Here is a 26,178-nt window from a genome sequence, read left to right on the forward strand (position 1 = left end):
CAGCAGCGCTGCGTTTTCAGCAGCAGAGAAGCGAGATTATGAACCGTGTTTCGCAGCTCGTCAACAACTTTTTTACTGCTTCGTTGCGACTGCGGGGCTCAACTTCCTGGTCCAGTTGCGCGCCCCGCACTGCAGCACACCACCAGCTTCGCTTCCCTCTTCCGCGCTGCGTTTCCGTTAGCGCGAAAGAGGCGTGATTGTAGGCACCTGCCTCGAATCGCGCAAGGGGTGCGACGCAACTTTTTTACGAAAGCTGCGATATGGCCTGCCGACCACGTCTCGGCACGAGACCGCTTATGGTGCAAAGAACGGACTAGAATGTGAGGTTCTTCGCCTCTTTCTATATACGTGTTTAATATGCGCCAGCGAATCGCCAAACGCCTCCCCCCCGATGCCGACAAACTGGTCGGTCTGTCGCTTGCGCTCTTCGCCTCGGGCAGCCGCATCGAGGATCGCTTCTGGGAAGCGAAGCTCGATGCGCTGCTCGCCAAGATCGTCCGCAACGGTAACCAGACCACGCTCGACGCCGCGCTCGACCATCTCCAGCAGAATCACCCCGATGCCTACGGCGCACTCGCCGACATGGCCGAGACGCACAGCGAGTCGATGGTGATCGAGCACGACGGACAGCCGTTCGATGCCCTGCTGGTCGCCGTCCCGGTTCTCGCATGGACGCGCTACATGATTCCGTCGGGCCCGCTCAAGAGCGATGTTGCCGACGCCCTGCGAACGCATCTGCAGGCTCACGTTCTGGCGAACGGCACGCTCGTCGGGCTCGCGCCGTTTCTCTACAGCATCGATCAGTTGCCGCGCCACCATGTCGAGACCTACCGGCTTGCGCAGCAGCTCGCACACGGGGCAATCAGCCAGCATACGCCCAAGCTCAGCTTCGGCGACCTGCCTGAAACCTCGCCGATCCTGGCCGACCCGCGCTTCCTGCTCGCCGTCGTCGCCGCCCCCGCCGGCGCGCCGCTGTTCCGCTGGCAGGAAGAGGAAAACGGCAGCCGGATCGAACGCGGCCAGTGCCTCGAACAATGGACGGCCCAGGGCGGCCCGAACCTCTCGATCGCCCTGCCCGGCTGCGAATTCGAGTGCCTCCTTCCGGACGCGTACTATTCGGCCTGCCGCGATGCAGACGAGCGCATCCGTCCGCACACGGTTCGAACCGCCATTCGTTATCTATTCGACACACTTGGTGCAGCACCGCAAGAGCTGCGCGCGGTGGTCGCCGGCTTCGGCGAACGCCGTATCGACGAGTATCGCGTCGGCTTCACGCGACGCGCGAGCAACGACGTGATCTACGGCGTCGTGTGGCCGCTCTACGGCCGCGAAAACGGCGACGTGTCGATCGACAACGCGACGCTCGAAGGCGAAGCGCCAATCGAAGGGCCGCTCGAGGAAATCGTGAGCCTGCTGAAGGAGTGCGGCGTAACCGACGTCCGCCGGCACGCGGGCCGCTTCGAGCCCGAATACTGCGACGACTGCGGCGTGCCGCTCTACGCCGATCCGCTCGGTGAAATCGTCCATGCGGAAATGCCGGAAGACGCATCGCCGGCCCAGCCTCACTTCCACTGACCCGCCTCGCAGGCCCGTCAGGCCTGCCCGCGCCAAGCCGCTCCCGGTTCCCGCCGGAGCGGCTTTTTTCATGTCCTGCATTCCGTCGCCCGAAATTTCAGACTTTTCCTAAGCCTTTCAGCCAAGCAGACATCGTGTAAGGTCTTTGTCATTATCGAACCCAAGGCATGCCCGACGGCAGATCAATGACTCACATCACGGAGGTTGAATATGCGGTTCCTGGTGCTCAATTCAGACGCCGAGCGGCGTGACGGACTGAAGGCCCTGTTGCGGCAGATCGACCGTCACGCCAGCATCAACGATGCGCCCGACAGTTTCCAGGCGCGCCGGCTGTTGCGCACCCAGCGTTTCGACCTCGTCGCGATCGACTGGCTGGACGTCGGCCGCCTCAGCGAACTTCAGGCGCTTTGCAGCGCGTGCTCGCCGGCCCCCGCCGCCGTCCTCGTCGACGAAACCTCGCCGGAGGCCATCCAGCGCTTCTTCAACTACGGCGTCGCCGGCGTGATCCCGCATTCCACGCGACCGCACCTGATCGTCCGCGCGCTCGAGATGGTGCTGCTCGGCGGACACTTCATCCCGCCGCTCGCGCTCAGCCTGCTGCCCTCCACCGCCGCGGCACGCCATGACGCGCATTTCCAGTCGCTTGCCGGCTCGCTCCCGCGCCGCCCGCCGAGCGGCCTCCTGTCGCCGCGGCAGGCGCAGATCATGCGCTTCGTCCACATGGGCAGCACGAACAAGATGATCGCCCGCACGCTCGGCATCAGCGAAGGCACCGTAAAAATCCATCTCGCCAGCATCTTCCAGCAGCTGGGCGCCGCGAACCGCGCCGCCGCGGTCGCGATCTACAACGGGTGGCTGTCGCCGCACCTCGAGGTACTGCTGGCGAACCGCAATCGCACGCGCAAGCCCGCCATCGCCGAGCGCGGCACGGTCACGCTGCGTGCGCAACGGAACGACCGTCCGTACCCGTCGCCGGCCGCCGCTGCCGGCGCGCAAGACCTGCTGCTCGCCGCCGAACCGCCGGCGAGGTTCCGGCGCGAACGCTAGGCAAACAGTCTCGATATTGCGACGTTCGGTATGTGCGGATTCCCACCTTTGATGCTCAACGAGTAATATGAACGCATGGGTTTTCTTTTCACACCGCTTCCGCTCTGGGTTGGCATCGGTGGCTGGATCGCCGCCGCGGTCCTGCTCGCGCTCGCGATCTGGAAGCGCCCCTTCGTGCGTTTGCAGGACGCCACGCTCCAGCACGTGTGGCTCGCGCTCGTCACCGCGATTGCGGTCCTCTGGGCGTCGAACGCATGGCTCGAAGACGGCATCGTCATGCATCTGCTCGGCGCAACGCTGCTCGTCACATTGTTCGACTGGACGCTCGCACTGATCGCGATGGGCGCCGTCACGGCCGTTGCCGCGATCATCTTCGACGCGCCGTGGCAGGGCATTGGCCTGACTTATCTGATCTACGGCGCGCTGCCGGTCGCCGTATCGGCACTGCTGCAGCGCGCCGCACTCGCATGGCTGCCGCACAACCTCGCGTCGTTCATCACCGGCCAGGGATTCCTGTCGCCGGCCATCGCGATCGTTGCGGTTGCCGCTGCCGCGGCCGGGGTGCAGCTCTCGCTCGCCGATGGCGTGCCGGTCGTGATTCCGGCCGGCTATCTGCTGAACACGGCGCTGCTGGCACTTGGCGAAGCGTGGTTCACCGGCATGGCCACGGTACTCATCGCGGTCTATCGCCCCGCATGGGTCACGACCTTCGACGTCCGGCGCTATCGCCTCGGCGGCCCGCGCGCCTGATTTCCCGCGCCCGTCCGCGACACTGTCGGCCCGTGCCGGCAGCACCTTCCGCAACGCGGCAGAATGCGACATCTACTGCCGCACAACTTTTTTACGCTAAGATTGAACTCCGGTTCTTCATCGGGCATCTATACGTGCCCGATGTCTCATTCGCTCCTCACCAATAACCAGATGGACAGCTCTCCTGCGTCGCTCCGGATTTTCCGGGCGCTCGGCAAGCTGGCAGCCTGTATCGCGGGCCTGTCGCTTGCGCTTCCGACACCGGCACTCGCCGACCTGCTCGACCAGCGCTCCGAGTTGATCAACAAATTCGTCAACGAAATGCATGCCGACCCGCTCGCCGCCGATTGTGCGGCGCACGGCAGCTTCATCGCGAGCACGTCGTCCGCCTTCGACCGCGTCGACTTCGCACCGAATGCATTCGACAGCGGCAACACAACGATCACCCCGTGGAACGACTCGTTCGACCAGGGCAAGCAACGCGTGAAGGTCGACAACATCGTCACCGTCGACGGGCTCGGCATCCACAACGACGGCAGCGACCCGACGCCGCTGAAATTCCGATGCGGTTACGTCGGCCAGCAAATGCTCGCGTTCAGCTGGAACGATCCGGTTCCGCCGCTGAAGCCGCGCGTCGAACGCTCCACGTCCTCGACGAAGAAATTCAAGGGCAAGTCGCATCGCGGCAAAGCCAAGGCGAAGGCATCGGGCCGCACCGGCAGCAAGAAGGCCGTCGCAACGAAAAAGTCGAGCGGCCAGAAGAAAGCCGTGAAGAAGAAAACCGCGAAGAAGTCCTGATTCGACGGAGCGACAACGACGGAAGAAAAAAGCCGGGGCATCTCACGATGCCCCGGCTTTTTTCATGCGGCGACGCTACGCTTACGCGAACGCCTCGACGTGCACGAGGATCGCGGCCAACATCGCCGCGCCGAGCGCCGCGCTGCGCTCACCGTTCCAGCCGACACGCTCGTCGGGCAGGTTCGCGTTGTCCTTGAACGGCATCTCGAGCGTCAGCGACAGGCAGCCGAACTGGTGGCCGATGTATTTCGACGCGAGCTTGAGCGCATCTTCCTTGTACTTGCTCGCCGCGTAGCCATGTTCGGTCTGGAAGTCGGGACTCGCGACCTTGAACGCGTCGATGAATGCGCGCTGCTCCTTGCCCTGCTGCTCGGTAAAGCTCGGCAGCATTTCCGAACCTGCGACGAACACGTACGGCAGATCCTCATCGCCGTGGATGTCGAAGAACATGTCGCAGCCGGTCGCGTGGATCGCATCGCGCACGGCCAGCACCTCGGGGCTGCGTTCGCCATCGGGCTCCATCCACTCGCGATTCAGGTTCGCGCCCGCCGCATTGGTGCGCAGGTTGCCATGCACGCTGCCGTCCGGGTTCATGTTCGGGACGATGTGGAACGTCACGCGATCGTAGAGTTTGCGCGCGACCGGATCGCCGGCCCAGTCGCCCCATCCGGCCAGTCGCTTGACGAGACCCTCGACGAACCATTCGGCCATCGTCTCGCCCGGATGCTGGCGTGCGATGATCCAGACCTTCTTCTTCGACACGCCGTCGGTTTCCGGCGTACCGAGCGTCAGCAGCGACATCGGGCGGCCTTCGACCGTGCGGCCGAGCTCGACGACACCCGCCTGGGGCAACTGCTGAACCGCGCCGAGAAACGCCGCATGACGCTCTTCCGAATACGGCTCGAAATACGCGTAATAGATGCTGTCGAATTCGGGCACGTGATCGATGGTCATCGTCTTGCCATCGAACGTCGTCGGCACGCGAAACCAGTCGACACGGTCATAGCTCGCCACCGCGCTGTAGTTGCGCCAGCCTGACGGATAGGCGCACTCGGCCGCGTTCTCGAACGTCATCACGCATCGCTCGCCACGTGCGCCCGTGAGGCGGTAGTAAAACCATTGCGCGAATTCCGAGTGGCTGTCGCCGCGTACGCGCAGCCGAATCGCATCGGGGCTGTCGCACGACACGACGTCGATTGCGCCTGCGTCGAAATTGCTGGTGATCGAAAGGGTCATCTGTCTCTCCTCTGGTGCGACCGGAACCGGCGGTGTACCGCTTGCCCGGACTCATGCATGCGCCGGCCGTCTCGTGAACGGCCGGCATGGTCACTCGCCGACTCGCCGGCGATATACGTAAGTCGTATCGTTCGAAGCGGCCGCATCGAACGCGTAGCCTTCCGTCGCGAACGCTTTCAGCGCCTTCGGTTCGGCGATGCGGTTCTCGACGATGAAACGCGCCATCAGGCCGCGCGCGCGCTTCGCGTGGAAGCTGATGATCTTGTAACGGCCGCCTTTCCAGTCCTCGAACACCGGCGTGATGACGGGAGCGGCCAGCAATTTCGGCTTGACCGACTTGAAGTACTCGGTCGACGCGCAGTTGACCAGCACGCGCGCGGCGCCGCTGCGCGTTTCGAGCTGTTCGTTCAGCGCGCGCGTGATGCGGTCGCCCCAGAATGCGTACAGGTCCTTGCCGCGCGCGTTCGCGAATCGCGTCCCCATCTCGAGCCGGTACGGCTGCAGCAGGTCGAGCGGGCGCAACAGCCCGTACAGGCCCGACAGCACGCGCACGTGTTGCTGCGCATAGTCGAGATCGGTGGCGGACAGCGATTTCGCGTCGAATCCTTCGTAGACGTCGCCGTTGAACGCGAGTACGGCCTGCTTCGCATTGTCCGGCGTAAAGGTCGGCGACCAGTCCGCGTAGCGCTGGAAGTTAAGGCGCGCGAGCGGATCGGAAATATCCATCAACGTCGCGATGTCTTGCGGCGAAAGCTTGCGCAGGCCGTCGATCAGCTCCGACGCGTCGTCGACGAATGCAGGCTTCGTGTAAGACTGGACGTGCGCGGGCGTATCGTAGTCGAGGGATTTGGCAGGAGAGAGAACGATTATCATAGAGGCTCGCTGGCACGCCGTGCCTTGCGGTCAGACGAAAACCACCGATTGTAACGAATGACCCGCTCTCTCGCCCCGCACGCCGCGCATCGCGTCGTGCTCGACTCGAACGTCTGGATCGATATCCTCGTATTCGACGACCCCGCTACCCGCCCGATCCGCGCGGCACTGGAGCGCGGCGCGCTTGCCGCTGTGATCGACGGCCGCTGCCTGACCGAGCTCGAATACGTGCTCGACTATCCGCAGTTCCAGGCTCGCGCGGTCGACAAGGCGGCCGCGCTCGCGACCGTCGCCCGCCTGGCGAGCCTGGTCGAGCCGCCGCCGCTCGACGCCGATGCGCCGCCGCTGCCGAAGTGCAAGGATCGCGACGACCAGAAGTTTCTCGAACTCGCCCGCGCCGCACAGGCCGAATGGCTGGTCTCGAAAGACCGCGCGCTGCTGAAGCTCGCGAAGCGCACCGCACGCGACTTCGGTTTCCGGATCGCACAACCCGCACCTTTTGCCGAGGCTTGCGCGCTCGACGTCGCGCCGGCCGTCACCGTCACGCCGGCCTGACGCATCCGGCACCAACCGATTCCGACCGTATCGATGAACGCTCCTTCAGACATGCCAACGACTCCCGTTTTCCCCTCACGCCTGCCGAACGTCGGCACGACGATCTTCACGGTCATGAGCGCGCTTGCCGCGGAAAAAGGCGCCGTGAATCTCGGCCAGGGCTTTCCGGATTTCGACTGCGATCCGCGCATCATCGAGGCGGTTGCGGCCGCGATGCGCAACGGACACAACCAGTACCCGCCGATGGCCGGTGTCGCGCCGCTGCGCGACGCGATCGCCGACAAGATCGCACTGGTCTATGGCCGGCGTTACGACCCGGCCACCGAAATCACCGTCACGGCCGGCGCGACGCAGGCGCTGCTCACGGCGATCCTGTGTTCGGTGCATCCCGGCGATGAAGTGATCGTCGTCGAACCGACCTACGACAGCTACCTGCCGTCGATCGAGCTCGCGGGCGGCAAGCCCGTATTCGTCACGCTGGAGGCCCCCGATTACGCGATCCCGTTCGATCGCCTGGCGGCCGCGATCACGCCGAAAACGCGCATGATCCTGATCAACACGCCACATAACCCGACGGGCACCGTGTGGCGCGAGTCGGACATGCGCAAGCTCGAGGAGATCGTGCGCGACACCAACGTGCTGATCCTGTCCGACGAGGTCTACGAGCACATGGTCTACGACGGCGCACGCCACGAGAGCGTCGCGCGCTACCCGGAACTCGCCGCGCGCAGCTTCATCGTGTCGAGTTTCGGCAAGACCTATCACGTGACGGGCTGGAAGGTCGGCTACGTGGCGGCGCCTGCCGCGCTGACCGCGGAATTCCGCAAGGTCCATCAGTTCAACGTGTTCACGGTGAACACGCCGATGCAGATCGGGCTCGCCGACTATCTGCGCGACCCGGCGCCGTACCTGACGCTCCCCGACTTCTACCAGAAGAAGCGCGACTTCTTCCGGGCCGGCCTCGAACGCACGCGCTTCAAGCTGCTGCCGTGCACCGGCACCTACTTCCAGTGCGTCGATTATTCGGCGATCAGCGACCTGCCGGAAGCGGAATTCTCGAAGTGGCTGACGTCGGAGATCGGCGTGGCCGCCATTCCGGTGTCGGCGTTCTATCACGAGCCGCACGAATCGGGCGTCGTACGATTCTGCTTCGCGAAACAGGAAAGCACGCTCGCCTCCGCCCTCGAACGGCTCGCGAGGCTGTAAGGCTGTATGACCGGCACGGGCGGCATCGGGCCGCCGTGCCGGACCCGCGCGTTACGAACGCGCGCCACTCGTCGCTTCGACGTAAGCCTTGCGATCGGCCGCCACGCGCTGCGCGGCCGCGCGTTCGCCGACCTGCTTCGCGTGCGCCTTCCAGTCGATACCCGCATCGAACAGGAAGTCGCGTCCGAACACCGCCTTCGTCGCCATCCCGATGATCGGCAGATGGATCGATGCGGCAATGTCCGCCAGGGTGAACGACTCGCCGAGCACATAGGGCGAAAATTGCGTCATCTGCTTGAACGCCTCGATCGCGCGCGGCAGGCGCTTCTCGACGTGCGCTTTCATCCCGTCGCTGACCTTGCCGCCGAAAAACGCTTCGGTATAGACCTCGCGCGCCATCCATTCGAGATACAGCTCGAGCGTCCCGACCAGTTCGCGCACCTTCGCAGCCGCGAACGGGCTCGCCGGGAAGATGCCTTTTCCGGGATAGCGCGCCGCCAGGTATTCGACGATCGCCTGCGACTCGAACAGCGCGCCCTCTTCGGTCTTCAGGAACGGGATCTTGCCGAACGGCGAATCGACAAGCCGGGCCGGATCGTTGATCGGCAAGCCGCACACCGACTCTTCGAACGGGATGTCGTGCTCGAGCAGAACGAACTTCACCTTGTTGTAATAGTTGGACAACGGAATACCGCACAGCTGTAGCATCGGAGTCTCCTTCCTGGCTGGAACGCAGCCGCAACGGTGCCGGCCGCATCGGGATTCGTCGCGCTGAAAAGCACGTTCGTGCTAGTCTAAAGCAAGTTTTGCGTTCGTCACGACAACATTACATCCGCTGCGGCAGCGTATGCATCCGCGTGCGCTTCGCGCGCGGCGCCGCAGCCCCGCCCTACGATGGAGACACGCTCGCATGAGTGCTGAACTGCTGGCCTCGCGTCCGCCCGAGAGCGAATCGACGCTCGTCCTCACGCTGTCCAATCCGGGCGCGCGCAACGCGCTGCATCCCGACATGTACGCGGCCGGCGTCGAAGCGCTCGCCACGGCCGAGCGCGATCCGGGGATTCGCGCCGTCGTCCTGACCGGTGCCGATCGCTTCTTCTGCGCAGGCGGCAACCTGAACCGGTTGCTCGAGAACCGCTCGAAGGATCCGTCCTTTCAGGCGGACAGCATCGACCAACTCGCCGCATGGGTGACGGCGATCCACGCATCGACGAAACCGGTGATCGCGGCAGTCGAGGGCGCCGCGGCAGGCGCGGGCTTCTCGCTCGCCCTCGCGTGCGACCTGATCGTCGCCGCGCATGACGCGAAATTCGTGATGTCGTATGCGCGCGTCGGCCTGACGCCCGACGGCGGCGGTTCGTGGTTCATCGCCCGCGCACTGCCGCGTGCGATCGCGGCCGAGATCCTGTTCGAAGGCAAGCCGGTGACCGCCGAACGGCTGCAAGCGCTCGGCGTCGTGAATCGGCTCGCCGCCCCCGGGGCGGCACTGAGCGATGCGCTGGCATGGGCGGATGCGCTCGCCGGCATCTCGCCAAACGCACTCACGCGCATCAAGTCGCTGCTCGACGAAGCGACGACGCAGCCGCTCGACGCGCATCTCGGTACCGAGCGCGATCATTTCGTCGCGTCGCTGCATCACGCTGACGGGCTCGAAGGCATCACGGCATTCCTCGAAAAGCGCCAGCCCCGCTACAAGCGCTGATCCGCCTCGCCGTCCCCGCGGTCATCGCATCGCCGCCGCATCGATCCGTCCCAACACGGCGACGCTACCCGCCTCACTCGAGCGGGACGTCACGCCGCCGCCCGACGCGCGCGACCGCACGCGCGCGCATGCGCTGGCACGCCTGTTTCCGCCGCCAGCAGCCTGCGTCGATCCATGCTCTAATGACCGCCTTGCCGCGGCGCTGCCTGCGCCGTTTTCGCGCATGCCATAAAGGAGTTGACGATGATCGACGTCTACAGCTGGGCGACCCCGAACGGTCACAAGGTGCACATCCTGCTCGAGGAAACGGGCCTCGCCTATCGTGTGCATCCGATCGATATCGGCGCGGGCGACCAGTTCGCGCCCGAGTTCCTGAAGATCAGCCCGAACAACAAGATCCCCGCGATCGTCGATCCGGACGGCCCCGGCGGCCGGCCGATCTCGCTGTTCGAATCGGGCGCGATCCTGATCTACCTCGCGGAGAAGACCGGCAAGTTCCTGCCGACCGATCCGGCCGCGCGCTATGCGACGCTCGAGTGGCTGATGTTCCAGATGGGCGGCGTCGGCCCGATGCTCGGGCAGGCGCACCATTTCCGCCTGTATGCTCCGGAGAAGATCGAGTACGCGGTCAACCGCTATACGAACGAGGCAAAGCGCCTGTACAACGTGATGGACAGGCGCCTCGGCGAATCCGGATATCTCGCGGGCGACACGTACACGATCGCGGATATTGCGACGTTCCCGTGGACGCGCTCGTGGCAGAACCAGGGCATCGTGCTCGACGAATTTCCGAACGTGAAGCGCTGGTACGACACGATCGCCGCACGGCCGGCGGTGCAGCGCGGCGTCGAAGTACTCGCGTCGATGCGCAAGGCGCTGCAGGACGACAAGGCGCGCGAGGTGTTGTTCGGCGCGACGCAGTACGCGAAGCACTGACGCGCAGGTGACGAACGGGGCGGCATCCGTGCATGCCGCCCCGCGCTTCAGAAGTAATGCAGCGTGATGAATTCCGCCATGCACACCGGCAGCGGCGCATCGGGGTGCTCGGCCTGCACCGACACCGACCACGTCACCTGCACGCCGCCCCGCGCGGCCTCGGCGGTTTCCTTTACCGCGAACAGCGCGCGCACGCGCGAACCGACCGGCACCGGCTTCAGGAACCGCACGCGGTTCAACCCATAGTTCACGCCCATCTTCTGTTCGAGACGCATCGCATCGGTCATCAACGCGGGAATCAGCGACAGCGTCAGAAACCCGTGTGCGATCGGTCCGCCGAACGGCGACTCGCGCCGCGCGCGCTCGGGATCGACGTGAATCCATTGACGATCGCCGGTCGCATCGGCGAAGCGGTCGACGCGCTGCTGGTCGACCGGAATCCAGCTGCTCTCGAGCGGCTCCCCACCGACGAGCGCCTGCAGGGCTTGTGCCGATGCGAGCAGCGGCAATGTCGCATCAGTCATGCGTGCCTCCCGGATGACGCAGCCCGAAAATCACCTTGGAATGCACGGTGATCACCGTCTCGCCGCCGCCGTTCACGCCGATCCATTCCGTCGACACGATGCCGCGGTCGGGCTTGCTCTCCGACACGCGCTTGTCGTGGATCTTCTGGTACATCGTGATCGTGTCGCCGGCGCGCACCGGCTTGAGCCAGCGGATCGAGTCGATGCCGGGCGAGCCCATGCTGGTCGAGTCCGACCCGAGCTTCTTGATGAGCAGGCTCATGAACACCGAACACGTATGCCAGCCGCTCGCGACGAGACCGCCGAACGGCGACGCCTTCCCCGCCTCCTCGTCGAGGTGGAACGGCTGAGGGTCGTAGCGTTGCGCGAACGCCTTGATGTCGTCGGGTTCGAACGTGTAGCGGCCCACTTCGCTCGTGCTGCCGACTACCAGGTCTTCGTAACTGATGCCCACTGTATGTCTCCTTGTCTGGCGCGCTCACGCGTCGCCGTCATGCCGCATCGGCCTGCGCGAAATCGGGCAGCCCCGCGATGCGGGCAAGATGATGATCGGTGTCGCCGAGCGTCGTCTCGATGATCGACAGCCGCTTGAACAGATGCGCGGCGGCGACCTCGTCGGTCACGCCCATGCCGCCGTGCAGCTGCACGGCCTGCTGGCCGACGAAGCGTGCGGCGGCACCGACGCGCGCTTTCGCGGCCGACACGGCCTTGCGCCGTGCATCCGCGTCGCCGCTCGCGTAACGCACGGCCGCCAGATAGGTCAGCGACCGCGCCTGCTCGGCGTGGATCAGCATGTCGACCATCCGGTGCTGCAGCGCCTGGAAGCGCGCGATCGGCACGCCGAACTGCTCGCGCGTCTTCGTGTATTCGACCGTGGCGCGATTCAGTTCGTCGAGCGCACCGACCGCTTCCGCGCACAGCAGGAACGTCGCGTAATCGGCGATCTGCTCGAGCGCGGCCGCGTCGCGCGCCCCGCCCGTCAGCAGCCGGGCCGGCGTGTCATCGAACGCGAGCGTCGCGGCACGCTGGCCGTCGATGGTCCGGTAGTCGAGCACCTTCGCATTCGCGGCGTCGCGTTCGACCACAAAGAGGCCGATGCCGCCGCTGTCGACGCGCGCGGGCACGATCCACGCATGCGCCTGTGCGCCGTGCTGGACGACCGACTTGGTACCGGTCAGCCGGTACGCGCCGCCCTGCTCGCGCGCGTGCGTGTCGAGTTCGAACAGGTCGTAGCGCGCATGCGGCTCGTGGAACGCCACCGCCACGCGCTTCTGCCCCTGTGCGATCGCCTCGAGCAGCGCGGCATCCTCGCCCGCGCCGGAACCGGCGATCCGCAATGCCTCGACGCCGACCGCCGTCGCCCAGTACGGCTCGATCACGAGCGCGCGGCCGAGCGCCTGCATCGCAACCAGCATGTCGACCGGGCCGCCGCCCAGGCCGCCGTGTACATCCGGCACCGGCAGTGCGGTCAATCCGAGCTCGGCAAACGCGCTCCATTGCGCATCCGACACGCCCGCGTCGCTGCGCACGATCGCCTGGCGGGCATCGAAACCGTATCGCTCGCCGAGATAACGGCGCAGTGCGTCGGCGAATTGCTGCTGCTCATCGGTAAAGCTGAAGTCCATGGTTGTCTCCGCTCCCGTTCCGTGATCACAGACCCAGAATCATCTGCGCGATGATGTTCTTCTGGATCTCGTTCGAACCGCCGTAGATCGACGTTTTCCGGTAATTGAAGTAATACGCGGCAAGCGGCGCCGCATCGTCGTCGCCCGCCACGCTGTGCTCGCGCCGGCCGTCGAGGAACGATACGTCGAACGGGGCGGCCAGCGGGCCGATCGCCTCGAACATCAGCTCCGTAAGGGCCTGCTGCACTTCGGTGCCCTTGATCTTCAGCATCGACGCCTCGGGGCCCGGCCCCTTGCCGCTCGTCTCGCGGCTGACGACGCGCAGCACCGTCACCTCGAGCGCCATCAGTTCGACTTCGAGCGCCGCGACTTTCGCGGCGAATACCGGATCGGCGAGCAACGGCTTGCCGTTCTTGCGCTGGTTCGACGCCACCCGCTTCAGGAAAACAAGCTCGCGCTTCGACGCGCCGACGCGCGCAATGCCGGTGCGCTCGTGGCCGAGCAGGTATTTCGCGTAGGTCCAGCCGCGGTTCTCGTCGCCGACGAGATTCCCGACCGGCACCTTCACGTCCTCGAAGAACACCTCGTTGACCTCGTGGTCCTCATCGAGCGTGATGATCGGACGCACCGTGATGCCGGGCGTCTTCATGTCGATGAGCAGGAACGAGATGCCCTCCTGTTTCTTCGCATCCGGATCGGTGCGCACGAGGCAGAACATCATGTCGGCGTACTGGCCGAGCGTCGTCCAGGTCTTCTGGCCGTTCACGACATAGTGGTCGCCGTGACGCTCGGCGCGCGTACGCAACGAGGCGAGATCGGATCCGGAGCCGGGCTCGGAGTAGCCCTGGCACCACCAGTCCGAGCCGTCGAGAATGCGCGGCAGATAGTGACGCTTCTGCGCTTCGCTGCCGTACTTCATCAGCACCGGCGCGACCATCGATACGCCGAACGGCAGCACCGTCGGCGCACCGATCCGCGCGCACTCCTCATCCCAGATATGCCGCTGCGTCGCATTCCAGCCGGGGCCGCCGTATTCGGTCGGCCAGGCGGGCGCGGACCAGCCGCGCCGGCCGAGTGTCCGGTGCCAGCTCGCGAAATCCTCGCGATCGAGTCGTTTGTGATCGAGTACCTTGGCGCGCAGTGCGTGAGGCAGGTTGGCCTCGAGCCAGGCGCGGATGTCGGCGCGAAATGCGTCGTCGGCGGGGGAATAGTCCAGATCCATGCGCAGGGTCTCCTGTCGATCGGCGCGAGCGCTTCAGCGCTGACTCCGATCCCATGCTTCGCTATCGACCGGAGCGGGCGCTGCAGCGCTTGCCCCGGTCCCATGCTTCGCCATCGATCGGAGCGGGCGCTGCGGCGCTTACCCCGGCCTGTGCCCGGCGGCCGACCCGGGATGAGCGCTGTCGCGCCTGCTCGGGTCGCACGCAAGGCTTGCCGCGGCCATCCGACCCGGCAAGCCCCCCTGCATCCGTTATTGCAGTGGTTCTTTCAGCGCGGCAGGAATCGGCAGCGGCATCACGTCGATGCCTTCTTCGGCCAGGGATTGCGCATCTTCGGGCGTCGTGACGCCACGAATGCTGCGAGCCGGCGCCTCGTTGTAATGGATGCGCCGCGCTTCCTCGGCGAAGCGCTCGCCCACGTTCTCGGTCTTCTCCAGCACCTCGCGCAACGCGCGCATCACCTGCGCCTGCAGCGCACGCGGATCGGCCGGCTGTGCCTGCGTCGCGCCGGACAAATTCAGGCGCGGCGCCGACGGCAGACGGCTGACCTCGTTCGTCCCGCACACCGGGCATTCGACCAGCTTGCGGGACAACTGCGCTTCGAATTCATCGGCGGAAGCGAACCAGCCTTCGAACCGATGACCGTGCGGACACTGTAAATCGAGGACCTTCATGCTGAATCAGGGCGTGAGACGAGTGTAGCGCAAAAAGCGCTTTTGTGAACGATCGTGCTAAATACCGATCGTGAGACGCGATGGCATCGCGTCACCGGATTGTAACGCGGCGCTCCACCCGTCGCTGACGCCGCGCTCAAGGCGTCAGGATCGGCCCGAGCGGCCACGTGCCGGACAGCACCTTGTCGAGCCACATCGTGCCGATGATCGTCTTGACGTCGGAGATCTGGCCCGTGCGCACCCATTCCTGCAGGTCGGCCTGGGTGGCGATGAAGGTTTCGAGGAATTCGCCTTCGTCGAGCTTGCGCTCGCCCGCCGTCAGCCCGCGTGCAAGGTAGAGATCGATGAATTCGGTCGAGTAGGAAATGATCGGGTGAATCCGCGCCAGGAACACGTATTCGCGCGCCGTGTAACCCGTTTCCTCGCGCAGTTCGCGCACCGCGCACGCGAGCGCGCCCTCGTCCGGATCGAGCTTGCCGGCCGGGAATTCGGCCATCACCTTGCCGATCGGGTAACGGAACTGGCTTTCCATCAGCACGCGGCCGTCGTCGAACAGCGGGATCACCATCACGGCGCCCGGGTGCTGGACGTATTCGCGCAGGGCCTTGTTACCGTCCGGCAGGCGGACGGTATCGCGCTTGAGCTTGAGGAACGCGCCGTCGAAGATCGCCTCGCTGTCGAGGCAGGTTTCGGTCAGTGCGGCGTCGTGATTGGGTAGTTCGGCCATCGGCGGCTCCAAAATTGAGCGCGACGGCCAAGGGCCCGTCCGCGCTAACAACGAGCTTGCGCTGGCCGCGGGAAGGGCCGGGCGCAAGGCTTGCGACGAAGCGGATACTCAACGGTTTCGCAAGGAGCATGGCGCCGCGATCGACGCTTCCGGCGGCCAGCCCCACGCGTGATTTTTTCGGTCAGGGGAGCGCGCCGCCCGCCGCATTGCGGCGTCGATCGTCGACTGTCTGGCACGGCCGAACGACGCTACCCTCCCCTGCATTGCGGCCGGCAAGGCGCGTTCGCACGCTCGCTGTCGGCGCGGGCAGGCCCTGGTCAGCGCCGTTTGACGAGATACTGGAACGTGAAGCCGGGAAACGCGAACACGACGAAAAGACTGAACGTGATCGCGTAAAACTGCCAGCCCTGTTCGAAGCGGTTGCCGGCGCGCGACTCGAGCCAGAAGCCAAGCGCACCGACGACGAAGTACAGCACGATCAGCTCGCCGATCCGCACCCACGCACTCTTCTTCGCCGTGCCGAACGGCACGACGGCGAAGAGGCGTTGGTTCAGGAACGGCAGGTTGGCGCACACGAGCGCCAACAGCACGATGAACCAGCCGGCTGCCGACATTACAGCGGAAGCGTGTGACGAATTGCCTGCAGGCAGGCCGTCAGCAGCGGGCTCGGGATCAGGCCGAGCACGACGACCGCCAGGCCGTTCAGCACGAGGATCGTACGCTTGCAGAAGTCGCCCGAAATCGGCGTTGCATCCTGCGGTGCATCGAAGTACATCAGCTTCACGATGCGCAGGTAGTAGAACGCGCCGAACAGCGACGTGATCACGGCCAGCACGGCCAGCCACGTGAGGCCCGCGTTGACGGTCGCCTCGAGCACGGCAAGCTTCGCGTAGAAGCCGACGGTCGGCGGGATGCCGGCCAGCGAGAACATCATCACCATCATCACGAACGCGAACACCGGGCTGCGCTTGTTGAGGCCCTTGAAGTCGTCGATCGATTCGGCTTCGAAATCGCGGCGCGCGAGCAGCATCACCACGCCGAACGAGCCGAGCGTCGTGATCAGGTAGACGATCGCGTAGAACATCGCCGAGCTGTATGCATTCGCCGGTGCCGCTGCGTCGCCCTTCACGATGCCCGCGAGCAGGCCGAGCAACACGAAACCCATGTTCGAGATCGCCGAGTACGCGAGCATCCGCTTGATGTTGCGCTGGACGATACCGGTGATGTTGCCGACGATCAGCGACAGCGCGGCGAGGATCACGAGCGCGGTCTGCCAGTTCTGTGCGAGCGGCAGCAGGCCCATCACCAGGAAACGCAGGCCCCACGCGAACGCGGCAACCTTCGGGCCGCCGCCGACGAACAGCGTCATCGCGGTCGGTGCGCCCTGGTAGACGTCCGGCACCCACATGTGGAACGGCACGGCGCCGAGCTTGAATGCGATACCGGCGACGATGAAGACCACGCCGAACATCAGCACGGCCGCGTCGGTGTTGCCGCCGACCGCCTTGTACACCTCGCCCAGCTCGAGCGAGCCGGTCGCACCGTACAGCATCGAGATGCCGTACAGCACGAAGCCCGACGCGAGCGCGCCCAGCACGTAGTACTTCATCGCGGCTTCGCTCGACTGCGCGGCGTCGCGGCGCAGCGCGATGACCGCGTACAGCGACAGCGACATCAGCTCGAGGCCGAGGTACAGCGTCAGGAAGTTGTTGCCCGACACCATGACCAGCTGGCCGAGCAGCGAGAACATGCCGAGCAGGAACACGTCGCCGCGGAACATGTCGCGATCTTCGAGGTACTTGCGCGAATAGACGAGCGAGACCGCGAAACCGAACGACACGACAGCCTTCATCGTGCTCGCGAACGAGTCGACGACGACCATCTTCGAGAAGAAGTAGTACTGCTGCGGGTCGAGTGCCTGCACCGCGAACCACACGCCGGCGACGACCGACGATACGACCGCGATCAGATAGGTCAGGCGGCGGCCGGAAGCACCGGTAAAGGTGTCGTTCAGCCATGCGACGACGATGGCGGCCATCACCAGCGCGTCAGGCAACAGGACATTCATAGGAGCGTTCATGATCTTGATTTCCTCCGCTCGCGATTACTGCGCCAGCGGCAGCTTGGACTGCGCGACATGGGAGAGGAGGTTTTCCACGGAAACGTGCATCACGTCGGTGAAAGGCTTCGGATACAGGCCCATCAGCAGCGTGAACGCGGCGAGCACACCCAGCATCAGGAATTCGCGACGGCCGATATCCTTCAGCTTGGCAACGTGATCGTTCGCGACGGCACCGAAGTACACGCGCTTGTACATCCACAGCGTGTACGCCGCGCCGAGGATCAGCGTGAACGCCGCGCCGAATGCGATCCAGAAGTTGTACTGGACGGCAGCGAGAATCACCATGAACTCGCCGACGAAACCCGAGGTACCCGGCAGGCCGCAGTTGGCCATCGAGAACAGCATCGCGAATGCGGCGAACTTCGGCATCACGTTCACGACGCCACCGTAATCGGCGATCTGGCGCGAGTGCACGCGGTCGTACAGCACGCCGATGCAGAGGAACATCGCGCCCGACACGAAGCCGTGCGAGATCATCTGGATGATCGCGCCTTCGACGCCGAGCTGGTTGAAGATGAAGAAGCCGAGCGTGACGAAGCCCATGTGCGCGATCGACGAATACGCGACCAGCTTCTTCATGTCGGCCTGCACCATCGCGACGAGACCGATGTAGATCACCGCGATCAGCGACAGCGTGATCACGACGGGCGCCAGGAAGTGGCTCGCGTCAGGCGTGATCGGCAGCGAGAAGCGCAGGAAACCGTAGGCGCCGAGCTTCAGCATGATCGCCGCCAGCACGACCGAGCCGCCCGTCGGCGCTTCCACGTGGGCGTCCGGCAGCCAGGTGTGCACCGGCCACATCGGCACCTTCACCGCGAACGCGAGGAAGAATGCGATGAACAGCAGGATCTGCGGCGTCATCGCGATCTTCGCGTTCTGCCACGTCGCGAGGTCGAACGAGTGCGTTTCCGTGTACAGGTAGATCAGCGCGACCAGCATCAGCAGCGAGCCGGCCAGCGTGTACAGGAAGAACTTGAACGCCGCATACACGCGGTTCGGGCCGCCCCACACGCCGATGATGATGTACATCGGGATCAGGGTCGCTTCGAAGAACACGTAGAACAGCAGGCCGTCGGCCGCCGAGAACACGCCGATCATGATCCCGGACAGGATCAGGAACGCCGCGAGGTACTGCGCGACGTTCTCGGTGATCACTTCCCAGGCGGCGATCACGACGATCACCGTGATCAGCGCGGTCAGCACGACGAACCACATCGAAATGCCGTCGACGCCGAGGTGGTACGCGATGTCGAAGCGCTCGATCCAGGTCGACTTCTCGACGAACTGCAGCGCGGCCGTGCTCGAATCGAAGCCCGTGATCAGCGGGATCGTGACCGCCAGGCCGAGCAGCGAACCGATCAGCGCGATCCAGCGGGCCGTCCCCGGATTTTTGTCGTTACCCACCGCAAGCACGAGGAGGCCGAAAACGATCGGCAGCCAGATCGCGGTACTGAGAATCGGAAAAGCGTGCATTAAGTTGTCCCCCGCCTTATTTGCCGCCGAGCGTTACAAACAGGGTCAGGAGCCCCAGCATGCCGATGATCATGGCGAACGCGTAGTGATAGATGTAACCGGATTGGAGGAAGCGGATCACGCTGGCGAACCAGCCGATGAACCGGGCGCTGCCGTTGACGAGGCCGTCGATCACGACGACGTCACCTTCCTTCCACAGGCCGCGGCCGATCGCCACCGAACCACGGGCGAACACCACTTCGTTGATCTTGTCCATGTAGTACTTGTTGTCCAGCAGCGTGTAGATCGGGCCGAACGCGCGGCGGATCGACGCCGGCAGCTCCGGACGCTTCAGGTACAGGAACCAGGCGACAACGACACCGGCGAGCGCGAGCCAGACCGGCAGGCCCGACACCGAGTGCAGGCCCATGCCCACCCAGCCGTGGAACTCCTCGGCCATCTCGGACAGCGCCGGATGGTTTTCGCCGATGAAGATCACCTTGTCGAACGCCACGCCGTGCGAGAAGAAGTCGCCGAACAGCATCGGGCCGACCGCGATCGCACCGATGATCAGCGACGGGATCGCCAGCAGGACCAGCGGCACCCACACGACCCACGGGGTCTCGTGCGGTTCGTGCGCGTGGTCGTCATGACCGTGGCCATGGCCGTGGTCGTCGTGGCCGTGCGCAGCCGCCATGCCCATCGGCGATTCCGGATGCTTCGGCTTGCGGAAACGCTCTTCGCCGTGGAACACCAGGAAGTACATGCGGAACGAGTACAGCGCCGTGACGAACACGCTCGCGACGACTGCGAAGTACGCGAAGCCCGAACCCGGCAGGTGCGACAGCTTCACCGCGTCGATGATCGAGTCCTTCGAGTAGAAGCCCGAGAAGAACGGCGTACCGATCAGTGCGAGCGAACCGACGAGCGACGTGATCCACGTGATCGGCATGTACTTGCGCAGGCCGCCCATGTTGCGGATGTCCTGGTCGTGGTGCATGCCCATGATCACCGAGCCCGCGCCGAGGAACAGCAGCGCCTTGAAGAACGCGTGCGTCATCAGGTGGAACAACGCGACCGGGTAAGCGGACACGCCGAGCGCGACGGTCATGTAGCCGAGCTGCGACAGCGTCGAATACGCGACCACGCGCTTGATGTCGTTCTGGATGATGCCGAGGAAGCCCATGAAGAGCGCCGTGATCGCGCCGATCACCGTGATGAACGACAGCGCGGTGTCCGACAGCTCGAACAGCGGCGACATGCGCGACACCATGAAGATGCCGGCCGTGACCATGGTCGCCGCGTGAATCAGCGCCGAGATCGGGGTCGGGCCTTCCATCGAGTCCGGCAGCCACACATGCAGCGGGAACTGCGCCGACTTGCCCATCGCGCCGATGAACAGGCAGATACAGGCAACGGTCAGCAGGCCCCAGTCGGTGCCCGGGAAGTGCAGGCTCGCGAGTTCCGCGCGCTTCGCGAACACTTCGCCGTAGTTCATCGAGCCGGCGAATGCGAGCAGCAGGCCGATGCCGAGCAGGAAGCCGAAGTCGCCCACGCGGTTCACGAGGAACGCCTTCATGTTCGCGTAGATCGCGCTCTCACGCGTGAAGTAGAAGCCGATCAGCAGGTACGACACCAGACCCACCGCTTCCCAGCCGAAGAACAGCTGCAGGAAGTTGTTGCTCATCACGAGCATCAGCATCGAGAACGTGAACAGCGAGATGTACGAGAAGAAGCGCTGGTAGCCGTCTTCTTCCGCCATGTAGCCGATCGTGTACACGTGCACCATCAGCGAGACGAAGGTCACGACGACCATCATCATCGCGGTCAGCGAATCGACGAGGAAGCCGATCTCGAGCTTCAGCGAACCGACGTTCATCCATTCGTAGACGGTCGCGTTGAAGCTTGCGCCGCCCATCACGTCGAGGAAGACTTTCGCCGACAGGAGGAACGCGATCATGACGCCGAGGATCGTGATCCGGTGTGCGCCCTTGCGTCCGACTGCGTTCCCGAACAGCCCCGCAATCAGCGAGCCGGCCAGCGGAGCGAGCGGAATCGCCAGCAGCAGGTTTTCATTGAGTGTCGTTGACATAACAGCGTAGCCTGAGATTAACCTTTGAGCTGATCGAGATCCTCGACATTGATCGTGTCGAGCTTGCGGAACAGGGTCACCAGAATCGCGAGACCGATCGCGGCTTCCGCTGCGGCAACAGTCAGCACGAAGAACACGAAGATCTGGCCGTGTATATCGCCGAGGTAATGCGAAAACGCGACGAAGTTGGTATTCACCGCCAGCAGCATCAGTTCGATCGACATCAGGATGATGATGACGTTGCGGCGGTTCAGGAAGATCCCGACGATCGCGATCGCAAAGAGGATCGCGCCGAGCACGAGGTAATGAGCAAGAGTCAGCATGGTTTTCGTTTTCTCCGCTTAGCCGTTGGTGCTCGGACCGGCTTCGCTCTGCGCCGTTTCCGGCTGCGGCTTTTCCGCGTCCATCTTCACGAGGCGCACGCGATCGTTGCGGCGCACCTTGACCTGATCCGACACGCGCTGGCGCTTGCTGTCCTTGCCCTTGCGCTCGGTCAGCCCGATCGCGGCAATGATCGCGACCAGCAGCACGAGGCCGGCGATTTCAAACGCGAAGATGTAGTCGGTGTAGATCACCTTGCCGATCAGTCGCGTGTTCGACCAGTTGGCCATCTCGCCCGTCGCCATCGCGTGCACCGTCTGCGTGTCGCCGTAGCCGCGCCACAGGATCAGCGCGGTTTCGATCACGATGATCGCGCCGACCACGGTCGCCATCGGCACGAAGCGCTTGAAGTCTCGGCGCAGGTAGTCGATGTTGATGTCCAGCATCATCACGACGAACAGGAACAGCACCATCACCGCGCCCACGTAGACCAGCACGAGCAGGATCGCGAGGAACTCCGCTTCCAGCAGCATCCAGATCGCGGCGGCGTTGAAGAACGCCAGCACAAGGAAAAGCGCAGACGCCACCGGGTTGCGCGAAGTGATCACCTTCAGCCCTGATACCACCAGGAGCAGCGCGAAGATGTAGAACAGTACGGTCGTGAATTCCATGATTACCGGTTCATCGTTAGGCCATAGTCAGGCGCGGCTTGCGGGACGCTCTCGCGTGCCGCACCCGTCGCGGCGGCTCGGCCCTGGCTTCGGGCCGGCACTGCAAACACAATCAACGATACGGCGCGTCGGCAGCCTTCGCCGCGGCGATGTCCTTCTCGTAGCGATCGCCCACCGCGAGCAGCATTTCCTTCGTGAAATACAGGTCGCCGCGCTTTTCGCCGTGGTATTCGAGAATCTGCGTCTCGACGATCGAATCGACCGGGCAGCTCTCTTCGCAGAAGCCGCAGAAGATGCACTTCGTCAGGTCGATGTCGTAGCGCGTCGTGCGGCGCGTGTTGTCCGCGCGCGTTTCCGATTCGATCGTGATCGCCATCGCGGGGCACACGGCCTCGCACAGCTTGCACGCGATGCAGCGCTCTTCGCCGTTTTCGTAGCGGCGCAGCGCATGCAGCCCGCGGAAACGCGGAGAAATCGGGGTCTTCTCTTCCGGGAACTGCACGGTGAACTTGCGCTTGAACGTGTAACGACCGGTCAGCGCGAGCCCCTTCAGCAGCTCGGTCAGGAAGAAGGTCTTAAAGAAGTGTTGGATAGCCGTCATGATTTCGTCCTTACTTCACCCAGATGTTCAGCGGCGACATCATCCAGAAGCCGACCACGACCACCCAGATCACCGTGACGGGCAGGAACACCTTCCAGCCCAGACGCATGATCTGGTCGTAACGGTAGCGCGGGAACGTCGCGCGGACCCAGATGAACACCGACAGCAGCGCGAAGACCTTCAGCACCAGCCAGAAGATGCCCGGGATGAACGACAGGAATTCGAACGGTGCATCCCAGCCACCGAGGAACAGCGTCGCAGCCAGCGCCGAGATCACGATCATGTTGATGTACTCGGCGAGGAAGAACAGCGCGAACGCCATGCCCGAGTAGTCGATCATGTGACCTGCAACGATTTCCGACTCCCCTTCCACCACGTCGAACGGATGGCGGTTCGTTTCGGCGATGCCCGAAATGAAGTAGACGACGAACGCCGGCAGCAGCGGCAGCCAGTTCCACGACAGGAAGTTCACGCCGTGGCCGGCAAAGAAGCCGTGCTGCTGCGAGTTGACGATTTCCGACATGTTCAGGCTGCCGGCCGTCATCAGCACGAGCACCAGCGCGAAGCCCATCGAGATTTCGTACGAGACCATCTGCGCCGCGGCGCGCATCGCGCCGAGGAACGCGTACTTCGAGTTCGACGCCCAGCCCGCGAGGATCACCGCGTACACGCCGATCGACGAGATCGCCATCGCGTACAGCAGGCCCGCGTTGATGTTCGCGAGCACGGCCTGTGCCTGGAACGGGATCACCGCCCACACCGCGAATGCCGGCACGACGGTCATGACCGGCGCGATCAGGTACAGCCAGCGGCTGGCGGCGCTCGGCTGAATGACTTCCTTCAGCAGCAGCTTCAGCACGTCGGCGATCGGCTGCAGCAGGCCGCCGGGGCCGACGCGGTTCGGGCCGAGACGCACGTGCATCCAGCCGATCAGCTTGCGTTCCCACAGAATCAGGTACGCCACGCACAGCAGGATCACGACGGCGACGACGAGGATGCGCACGATTGCCCATACCGTCGGCCACGCGACGCCGAGAAGCTGGGCTCCGCCCGCGTTGATCGTATCGAACAAGCTCATTTACGCCTTCTCCACCACCAGTTCACCGGACAGGCTGCCGAGCGCTGCGCCGGCAGGCGTTGCTGCCGACACGCGAACGACCGTCTCCGCAAGATTCGCGTCGCGCACGGCCGGCAACTGCACCGCACGCTCGCCCTGGCGCACGCGCACGGCGTCGCCTTCCTTCAAGCCCAGCTTGTCGAACAGCGCGGCCGGCAAGGCTGCGGCATTCGCTGCCTTCGCGGCGGTCGTCAGATGCAGCGCACCTGCACGGCGCACGAGCGCGTCGGCGTGATAGATCGGCACATCGGCCAGGCGTTCGAAGCCGCCGTTCGCGGCATTCGCCGCGGCGCGCACCGGCGCAACCGACGTCTGGTTCGACAGGCGGCCCGCCACGCCGGCGTCGCCGAGCGCGGCGAGACGCACCTCGTCCGCCGTCTCGTATTCGAAGTTCGGCAGGCCGAGCAGGCTGCCGAGAACGCGCAGCACCTTCCAGCCCGGGCGCGTGTCGCCGAGCGGACGCACGACGCCGTTGAAGCTCTGCACGGTGCCTTCCGCGTTGACGAACGTACCGGCCGTTTCCGTGAACGGCGCAACCGGCAGCAGCACGTCGGCGTAGTCGAGGCCGTGCTTGAACGGCGACATCACGACGACCATCTCCGCCTGGTTCAGCGCGGCGAGCGCCTGTGCCGGATCGGCGGTGTCGAATTCCGGTTCGACGTTCAGCAGCACGTAACCCTTGCGCGGCTGTGCGAACGCTTCGCGTGCGTTCAGGCCGCCCGCGCCCGGCAGCGCGCCGACGACGTGCGCGCCGACCGTGTTCGCCGCTTCCGTCAGGAAGCCGAACGTGGCGCCGGTGTTGTCGGCGATCCACTGCGCGACGGCGTGCAGCTTCGCGAATTCCGGGTGGCGGACCGCGACGTTGCCGAGCAGCACCGCGCGGCGTTCGCCATTCGACAGCGACTGGGCCACGGCCTGCGCGGCCGGCGATGCGGTGACGCCCGCGAGCGTGTCGGGCAGCGCGACGCCGCGCAGCTGCGCGACGGCCGCGGCGATGCCGGCCAGTTCGTCGAGCCATGCCGACGGAGCGGCAACGATGCGCTGCGCGGTCGGGATCAGTGCGTCGTCACCGGTCGCGTGCAGGAAGTGCAGCTTCGCGCCGCCCTTCGCGGCCTGGCGCAGGCGCGACGCGAACAGCGGGTGGTCGCGGCGCAGGAACGAACCGACGACGAACGCGGCGTCCACGTTCGACAGATCGGCGATCGGCATGCCGAGCCACGGCGCGCCCTGGACCGGCGCCGAGAAATCCTGCTGGCGCAGACGGAAATCGACGTTCGGCGTCTTCAGTTCGCTGGCGAGCTGCTTCACGAGGAACAGCTCTTCCGCGGTGCTGTGCGCGCTCGCGAGCATCGCCAGCGCGTTCGCGCCGTGATCCGCGGCGATCCCCTTCAGGCCCTTCGCGACATATTCGAGCGCGGTCTGCCAGTCGGTCTCGATCCACTGGCCGCCCTGCTTCAGCATCGGCTTCGTCAGGCGCTCTTCGCTGTTGAGGCCTTCGTACGAGAAGCGGTCCTTGTCCGAGATCCAGCATTCGTTGATCGCTTCGTTCTCGAACGGCAGCACGCGCATCACGCGGTTGTTCTTCACCTGCACGACGAGGTTCGCGCCGACGGAATCGTGCGGGCTCACCGACTTGCGGCGCGACAGCTCCCACGTACGGGCGCTGTAGCGGAACGGCTTGCTGGTCAGCGCGCCGACCGGGCACAGGTCGATCATGTTGCCCGACATCTCGGAGTCGACCGTCTTGCCGACGAACGTCGTGATTTCCGAGTGCTCGCCGCGGCCCAGCATGCCGAACTCCATCACGCCGGCGACTTCCTGGCCGAAGCGGACGCAGCGCGTGCAGTGAATGCAGCGCGACATCTCTTCCATCGAGATCAGCGGGCCCACGTTCTTGTGGAACACCACGCGCTTCTCTTCCGAGTAGCGCGACGACGACTTGCCGTAGCCGACCGCCAGATCCTGCAGCTGGCATTCACCGCCCTGATCGCAGATCGGGCAGTCGAGCGGGTGGTTGATGAGGAGGAATTCCATCACCGACTGCTGCGCCTTCACGGCCTTGTCCGATTGCGTATGGACGATCATGCCGGCCGACACGGGCGTCGCACAGGCAGGCACGGCCTTCGGCATCTTCTCGACTTCGACGAGACACATCCGGCAGTTGGCCGCAACCGACAGTTTCTTGTGATAGCAGAAGTGAGGAATGTACTTGTCCGCCTTGTGCGCAGCCTGGATCACCATGCTGCCTTCGGGCACCTCGACCTTCTTGCCGTCTATTTCAAGTTCAACCATGATGGTGAATGGTCCTTAACCTATTTCCGCTCGTTCGCGCCTTCGCCCGACCGTGCGCTCAA

27 protein-coding genes are annotated in these 26,178 nt (G+C 64.7%); 9 read left to right on the forward strand and 18 right to left on the reverse strand.

Going from position 1 to position 26,178, the window contains the following annotated elements; genetic code table 11:
- The 5 genes from GQ56_RS46725 to GQ56_RS0128440 form a co-directional block, all read left to right on the forward strand.
- The coding region (locus GQ56_RS46725; protein WP_235212785.1) for a hypothetical protein at positions 1-197 on the forward strand (197 nt) is incomplete at its 5' end.
- A 160-nt stretch (positions 198-357) separates the two neighbouring features.
- Positions 358-1,575: a DUF2863 family protein gene (locus GQ56_RS0128425; protein WP_031401885.1), complete on the forward strand. Its 1,218-nt coding sequence runs from the start codon at positions 358-360 to the stop codon at positions 1,573-1,575.
- Between the two features lie 210 nt (positions 1,576-1,785).
- Entirely contained in the window at positions 1,786-2,622 is an 837-nt protein-coding gene (locus GQ56_RS0128430; protein ID WP_031401886.1) for a response regulator transcription factor, read from the forward strand.
- Positions 2,623-2,697: 75 nt separating this feature from the next.
- Positions 2,698-3,372 (forward strand): energy-coupling factor ABC transporter permease, encoded by a 675-nt coding sequence (locus GQ56_RS0128435; protein WP_031401887.1) that lies wholly within the window; start codon positions 2,698-2,700, stop codon positions 3,370-3,372.
- Positions 3,373-3,513: 141 nt separating this feature from the next.
- Positions 3,514-4,170 carry a BspC domain-containing protein gene (locus tag GQ56_RS0128440; RefSeq protein WP_031401888.1) on the forward strand — a complete coding sequence of 219 codons (657 nt, stop codon included), beginning with the start codon at positions 3,514-3,516 and terminating at the stop codon, positions 4,168-4,170.
- Positions 4,171-4,251: 81 nt separating this feature from the next.
- Here GQ56_RS0128440 and GQ56_RS0128445 read toward each other — a convergent pair whose 3' ends face one another.
- Positions 4,252-5,406, reverse strand: a complete 1,155-nt coding sequence (locus GQ56_RS0128445) for a M14 family metallopeptidase (RefSeq protein ID WP_031401889.1) — start codon at positions 5,404-5,406, stop codon at positions 4,252-4,254.
- A 90-nt stretch (positions 5,407-5,496) separates the two neighbouring features.
- Positions 5,497-6,279: a peroxide stress protein YaaA gene (gene yaaA / locus GQ56_RS0128450; protein ID WP_031401890.1), complete on the reverse strand. Its 783-nt coding sequence runs from the start codon at positions 6,277-6,279 to the stop codon at positions 5,497-5,499.
- Between the two features lie 57 nt (positions 6,280-6,336).
- Between yaaA and GQ56_RS0128455 the strand changes: the two genes are divergently transcribed.
- Both GQ56_RS0128455 and GQ56_RS0128460 read left to right on the forward strand, forming a co-directional pair.
- Positions 6,337-6,834 (forward strand): putative toxin-antitoxin system toxin component, PIN family, encoded by a 498-nt coding sequence (locus tag GQ56_RS0128455; RefSeq protein WP_031401891.1) that lies wholly within the window; start codon positions 6,337-6,339, stop codon positions 6,832-6,834.
- 33 nt (positions 6,835-6,867) lie between these two features.
- Positions 6,868-8,040, forward strand: coding sequence for a pyridoxal phosphate-dependent aminotransferase (locus GQ56_RS0128460; RefSeq protein WP_031401892.1), 1,173 nt, complete (start codon positions 6,868-6,870; stop codon positions 8,038-8,040).
- 51 nt (positions 8,041-8,091) lie between these two features.
- Here GQ56_RS0128460 and GQ56_RS0128465 read toward each other — a convergent pair whose 3' ends face one another.
- On the reverse strand, positions 8,092-8,748 hold the full coding sequence (locus tag GQ56_RS0128465; protein ID WP_031401893.1) for a glutathione S-transferase family protein: 657 nt from the start codon (positions 8,746-8,748) through the stop codon (positions 8,092-8,094).
- A 202-nt stretch (positions 8,749-8,950) separates the two neighbouring features.
- Here GQ56_RS0128465 and GQ56_RS0128470 point away from each other — a divergent pair, with 202 nt between their 5' ends.
- Both GQ56_RS0128470 and GQ56_RS0128475 read left to right on the forward strand, forming a co-directional pair.
- Positions 8,951-9,742 carry an oxepin-CoA hydrolase, alternative type gene (locus GQ56_RS0128470; protein ID WP_031401894.1) on the forward strand — a complete coding sequence of 264 codons (792 nt, stop codon included), beginning with the start codon at positions 8,951-8,953 and terminating at the stop codon, positions 9,740-9,742.
- A 243-nt stretch (positions 9,743-9,985) separates the two neighbouring features.
- The gene (locus GQ56_RS0128475) at positions 9,986-10,678 is read left to right on the forward strand and encodes a glutathione binding-like protein (protein WP_031401895.1); all 693 of its coding nucleotides are present in this window, start codon (positions 9,986-9,988) and stop codon (positions 10,676-10,678) included.
- A gap of 47 nt (positions 10,679-10,725) precedes the next feature.
- Here the strand turns inward: GQ56_RS0128475 and GQ56_RS0128480 are convergent, their stop codons facing one another.
- The 15 genes from GQ56_RS0128480 to nuoG all read right to left on the reverse strand — a co-directional run bounded on the left by GQ56_RS0128480 (position 10,726) and on the right by nuoG (position 26,116).
- Positions 10,726-11,202 (reverse strand): MaoC family dehydratase, encoded by a 477-nt coding sequence (locus tag GQ56_RS0128480; protein ID WP_031401896.1) that lies wholly within the window; start codon positions 11,200-11,202, stop codon positions 10,726-10,728.
- A complete protein-coding gene (locus GQ56_RS0128485; RefSeq protein WP_031401897.1) occupies positions 11,195-11,656 on the reverse strand; it encodes a MaoC family dehydratase in 462 nt (153 codons plus the stop codon). The genes GQ56_RS0128480 and GQ56_RS0128485 overlap by 8 nt, the downstream gene beginning before the upstream one ends.
- Positions 11,657-11,693: 37 nt before the next feature.
- Positions 11,694-12,827: an acyl-CoA dehydrogenase family protein gene (locus tag GQ56_RS0128490; protein WP_031401898.1), complete on the reverse strand. Its 1,134-nt coding sequence runs from the start codon at positions 12,825-12,827 to the stop codon at positions 11,694-11,696.
- A gap of 25 nt (positions 12,828-12,852) precedes the next feature.
- Entirely contained in the window at positions 12,853-14,049 is a 1,197-nt protein-coding gene (locus GQ56_RS0128495; protein ID WP_031401899.1) for an acyl-CoA dehydrogenase family protein, read from the reverse strand.
- A 249-nt stretch (positions 14,050-14,298) separates the two neighbouring features.
- A complete protein-coding gene (locus GQ56_RS0128500) occupies positions 14,299-14,721 on the reverse strand; it encodes a DUF1178 family protein (RefSeq protein WP_031401900.1) in 423 nt (140 codons plus the stop codon).
- Between the two features lie 136 nt (positions 14,722-14,857).
- Positions 14,858-15,448, reverse strand: coding sequence for an NUDIX domain-containing protein (locus GQ56_RS0128505; protein ID WP_031401901.1), 591 nt, complete (start codon positions 15,446-15,448; stop codon positions 14,858-14,860).
- Between the two features lie 317 nt (positions 15,449-15,765).
- Entirely contained in the window at positions 15,766-16,062 is a 297-nt protein-coding gene (locus GQ56_RS0128510; RefSeq protein WP_031401902.1) for a DUF2818 family protein, read from the reverse strand.
- Positions 16,062-17,516, reverse strand: coding sequence for an NADH-quinone oxidoreductase subunit NuoN (gene nuoN, locus GQ56_RS0128515; protein ID WP_031401903.1), 1,455 nt, complete (start codon positions 17,514-17,516; stop codon positions 16,062-16,064). Before nuoN ends, GQ56_RS0128510 begins: the two co-directional genes overlap by 1 nt.
- A gap of 36 nt (positions 17,517-17,552) precedes the next feature.
- Positions 17,553-19,043, reverse strand: a complete 1,491-nt coding sequence (locus GQ56_RS0128520) for an NADH-quinone oxidoreductase subunit M (RefSeq protein WP_031401904.1) — start codon at positions 19,041-19,043, stop codon at positions 17,553-17,555.
- Positions 19,044-19,059: 16 nt separating this feature from the next.
- Positions 19,060-21,114, reverse strand: a complete 2,055-nt coding sequence (nuoL, locus tag GQ56_RS0128525) for an NADH-quinone oxidoreductase subunit L (protein WP_031401905.1) — start codon at positions 21,112-21,114, stop codon at positions 19,060-19,062.
- Between the two features lie 17 nt (positions 21,115-21,131).
- Complete coding sequence (gene nuoK, locus GQ56_RS0128530; protein WP_031401906.1) at positions 21,132-21,437, reverse strand: NADH-quinone oxidoreductase subunit NuoK; 306 nt, start codon at positions 21,435-21,437, stop codon at positions 21,132-21,134.
- Between the two features lie 18 nt (positions 21,438-21,455).
- A complete protein-coding gene (locus GQ56_RS0128535) occupies positions 21,456-22,106 on the reverse strand; it encodes an NADH-quinone oxidoreductase subunit J (protein ID WP_031401907.1) in 651 nt (216 codons plus the stop codon).
- 112 nt (positions 22,107-22,218) lie between these two features.
- Positions 22,219-22,707 carry an NADH-quinone oxidoreductase subunit NuoI gene (gene nuoI / locus GQ56_RS0128540; protein WP_009691265.1) on the reverse strand — a complete coding sequence of 163 codons (489 nt, stop codon included), beginning with the start codon at positions 22,705-22,707 and terminating at the stop codon, positions 22,219-22,221.
- A gap of 10 nt (positions 22,708-22,717) precedes the next feature.
- Complete coding sequence (gene nuoH, locus GQ56_RS0128545) at positions 22,718-23,785, reverse strand: NADH-quinone oxidoreductase subunit NuoH (protein ID WP_031401908.1); 1,068 nt, start codon at positions 23,783-23,785, stop codon at positions 22,718-22,720.
- The gene (gene nuoG, locus GQ56_RS0128550) at positions 23,786-26,116 is read right to left on the reverse strand and encodes an NADH-quinone oxidoreductase subunit NuoG (RefSeq protein ID WP_031401909.1); all 2,331 of its coding nucleotides are present in this window, start codon (positions 26,114-26,116) and stop codon (positions 23,786-23,788) included.
- Positions 26,117-26,178 lie beyond the last annotated feature (62 nt).

Source organism: Burkholderia paludis (assembly GCF_000732615.1).
Lineage (GTDB): Bacteria > Pseudomonadota > Gammaproteobacteria > Burkholderiales > Burkholderiaceae > Burkholderia > Burkholderia paludis.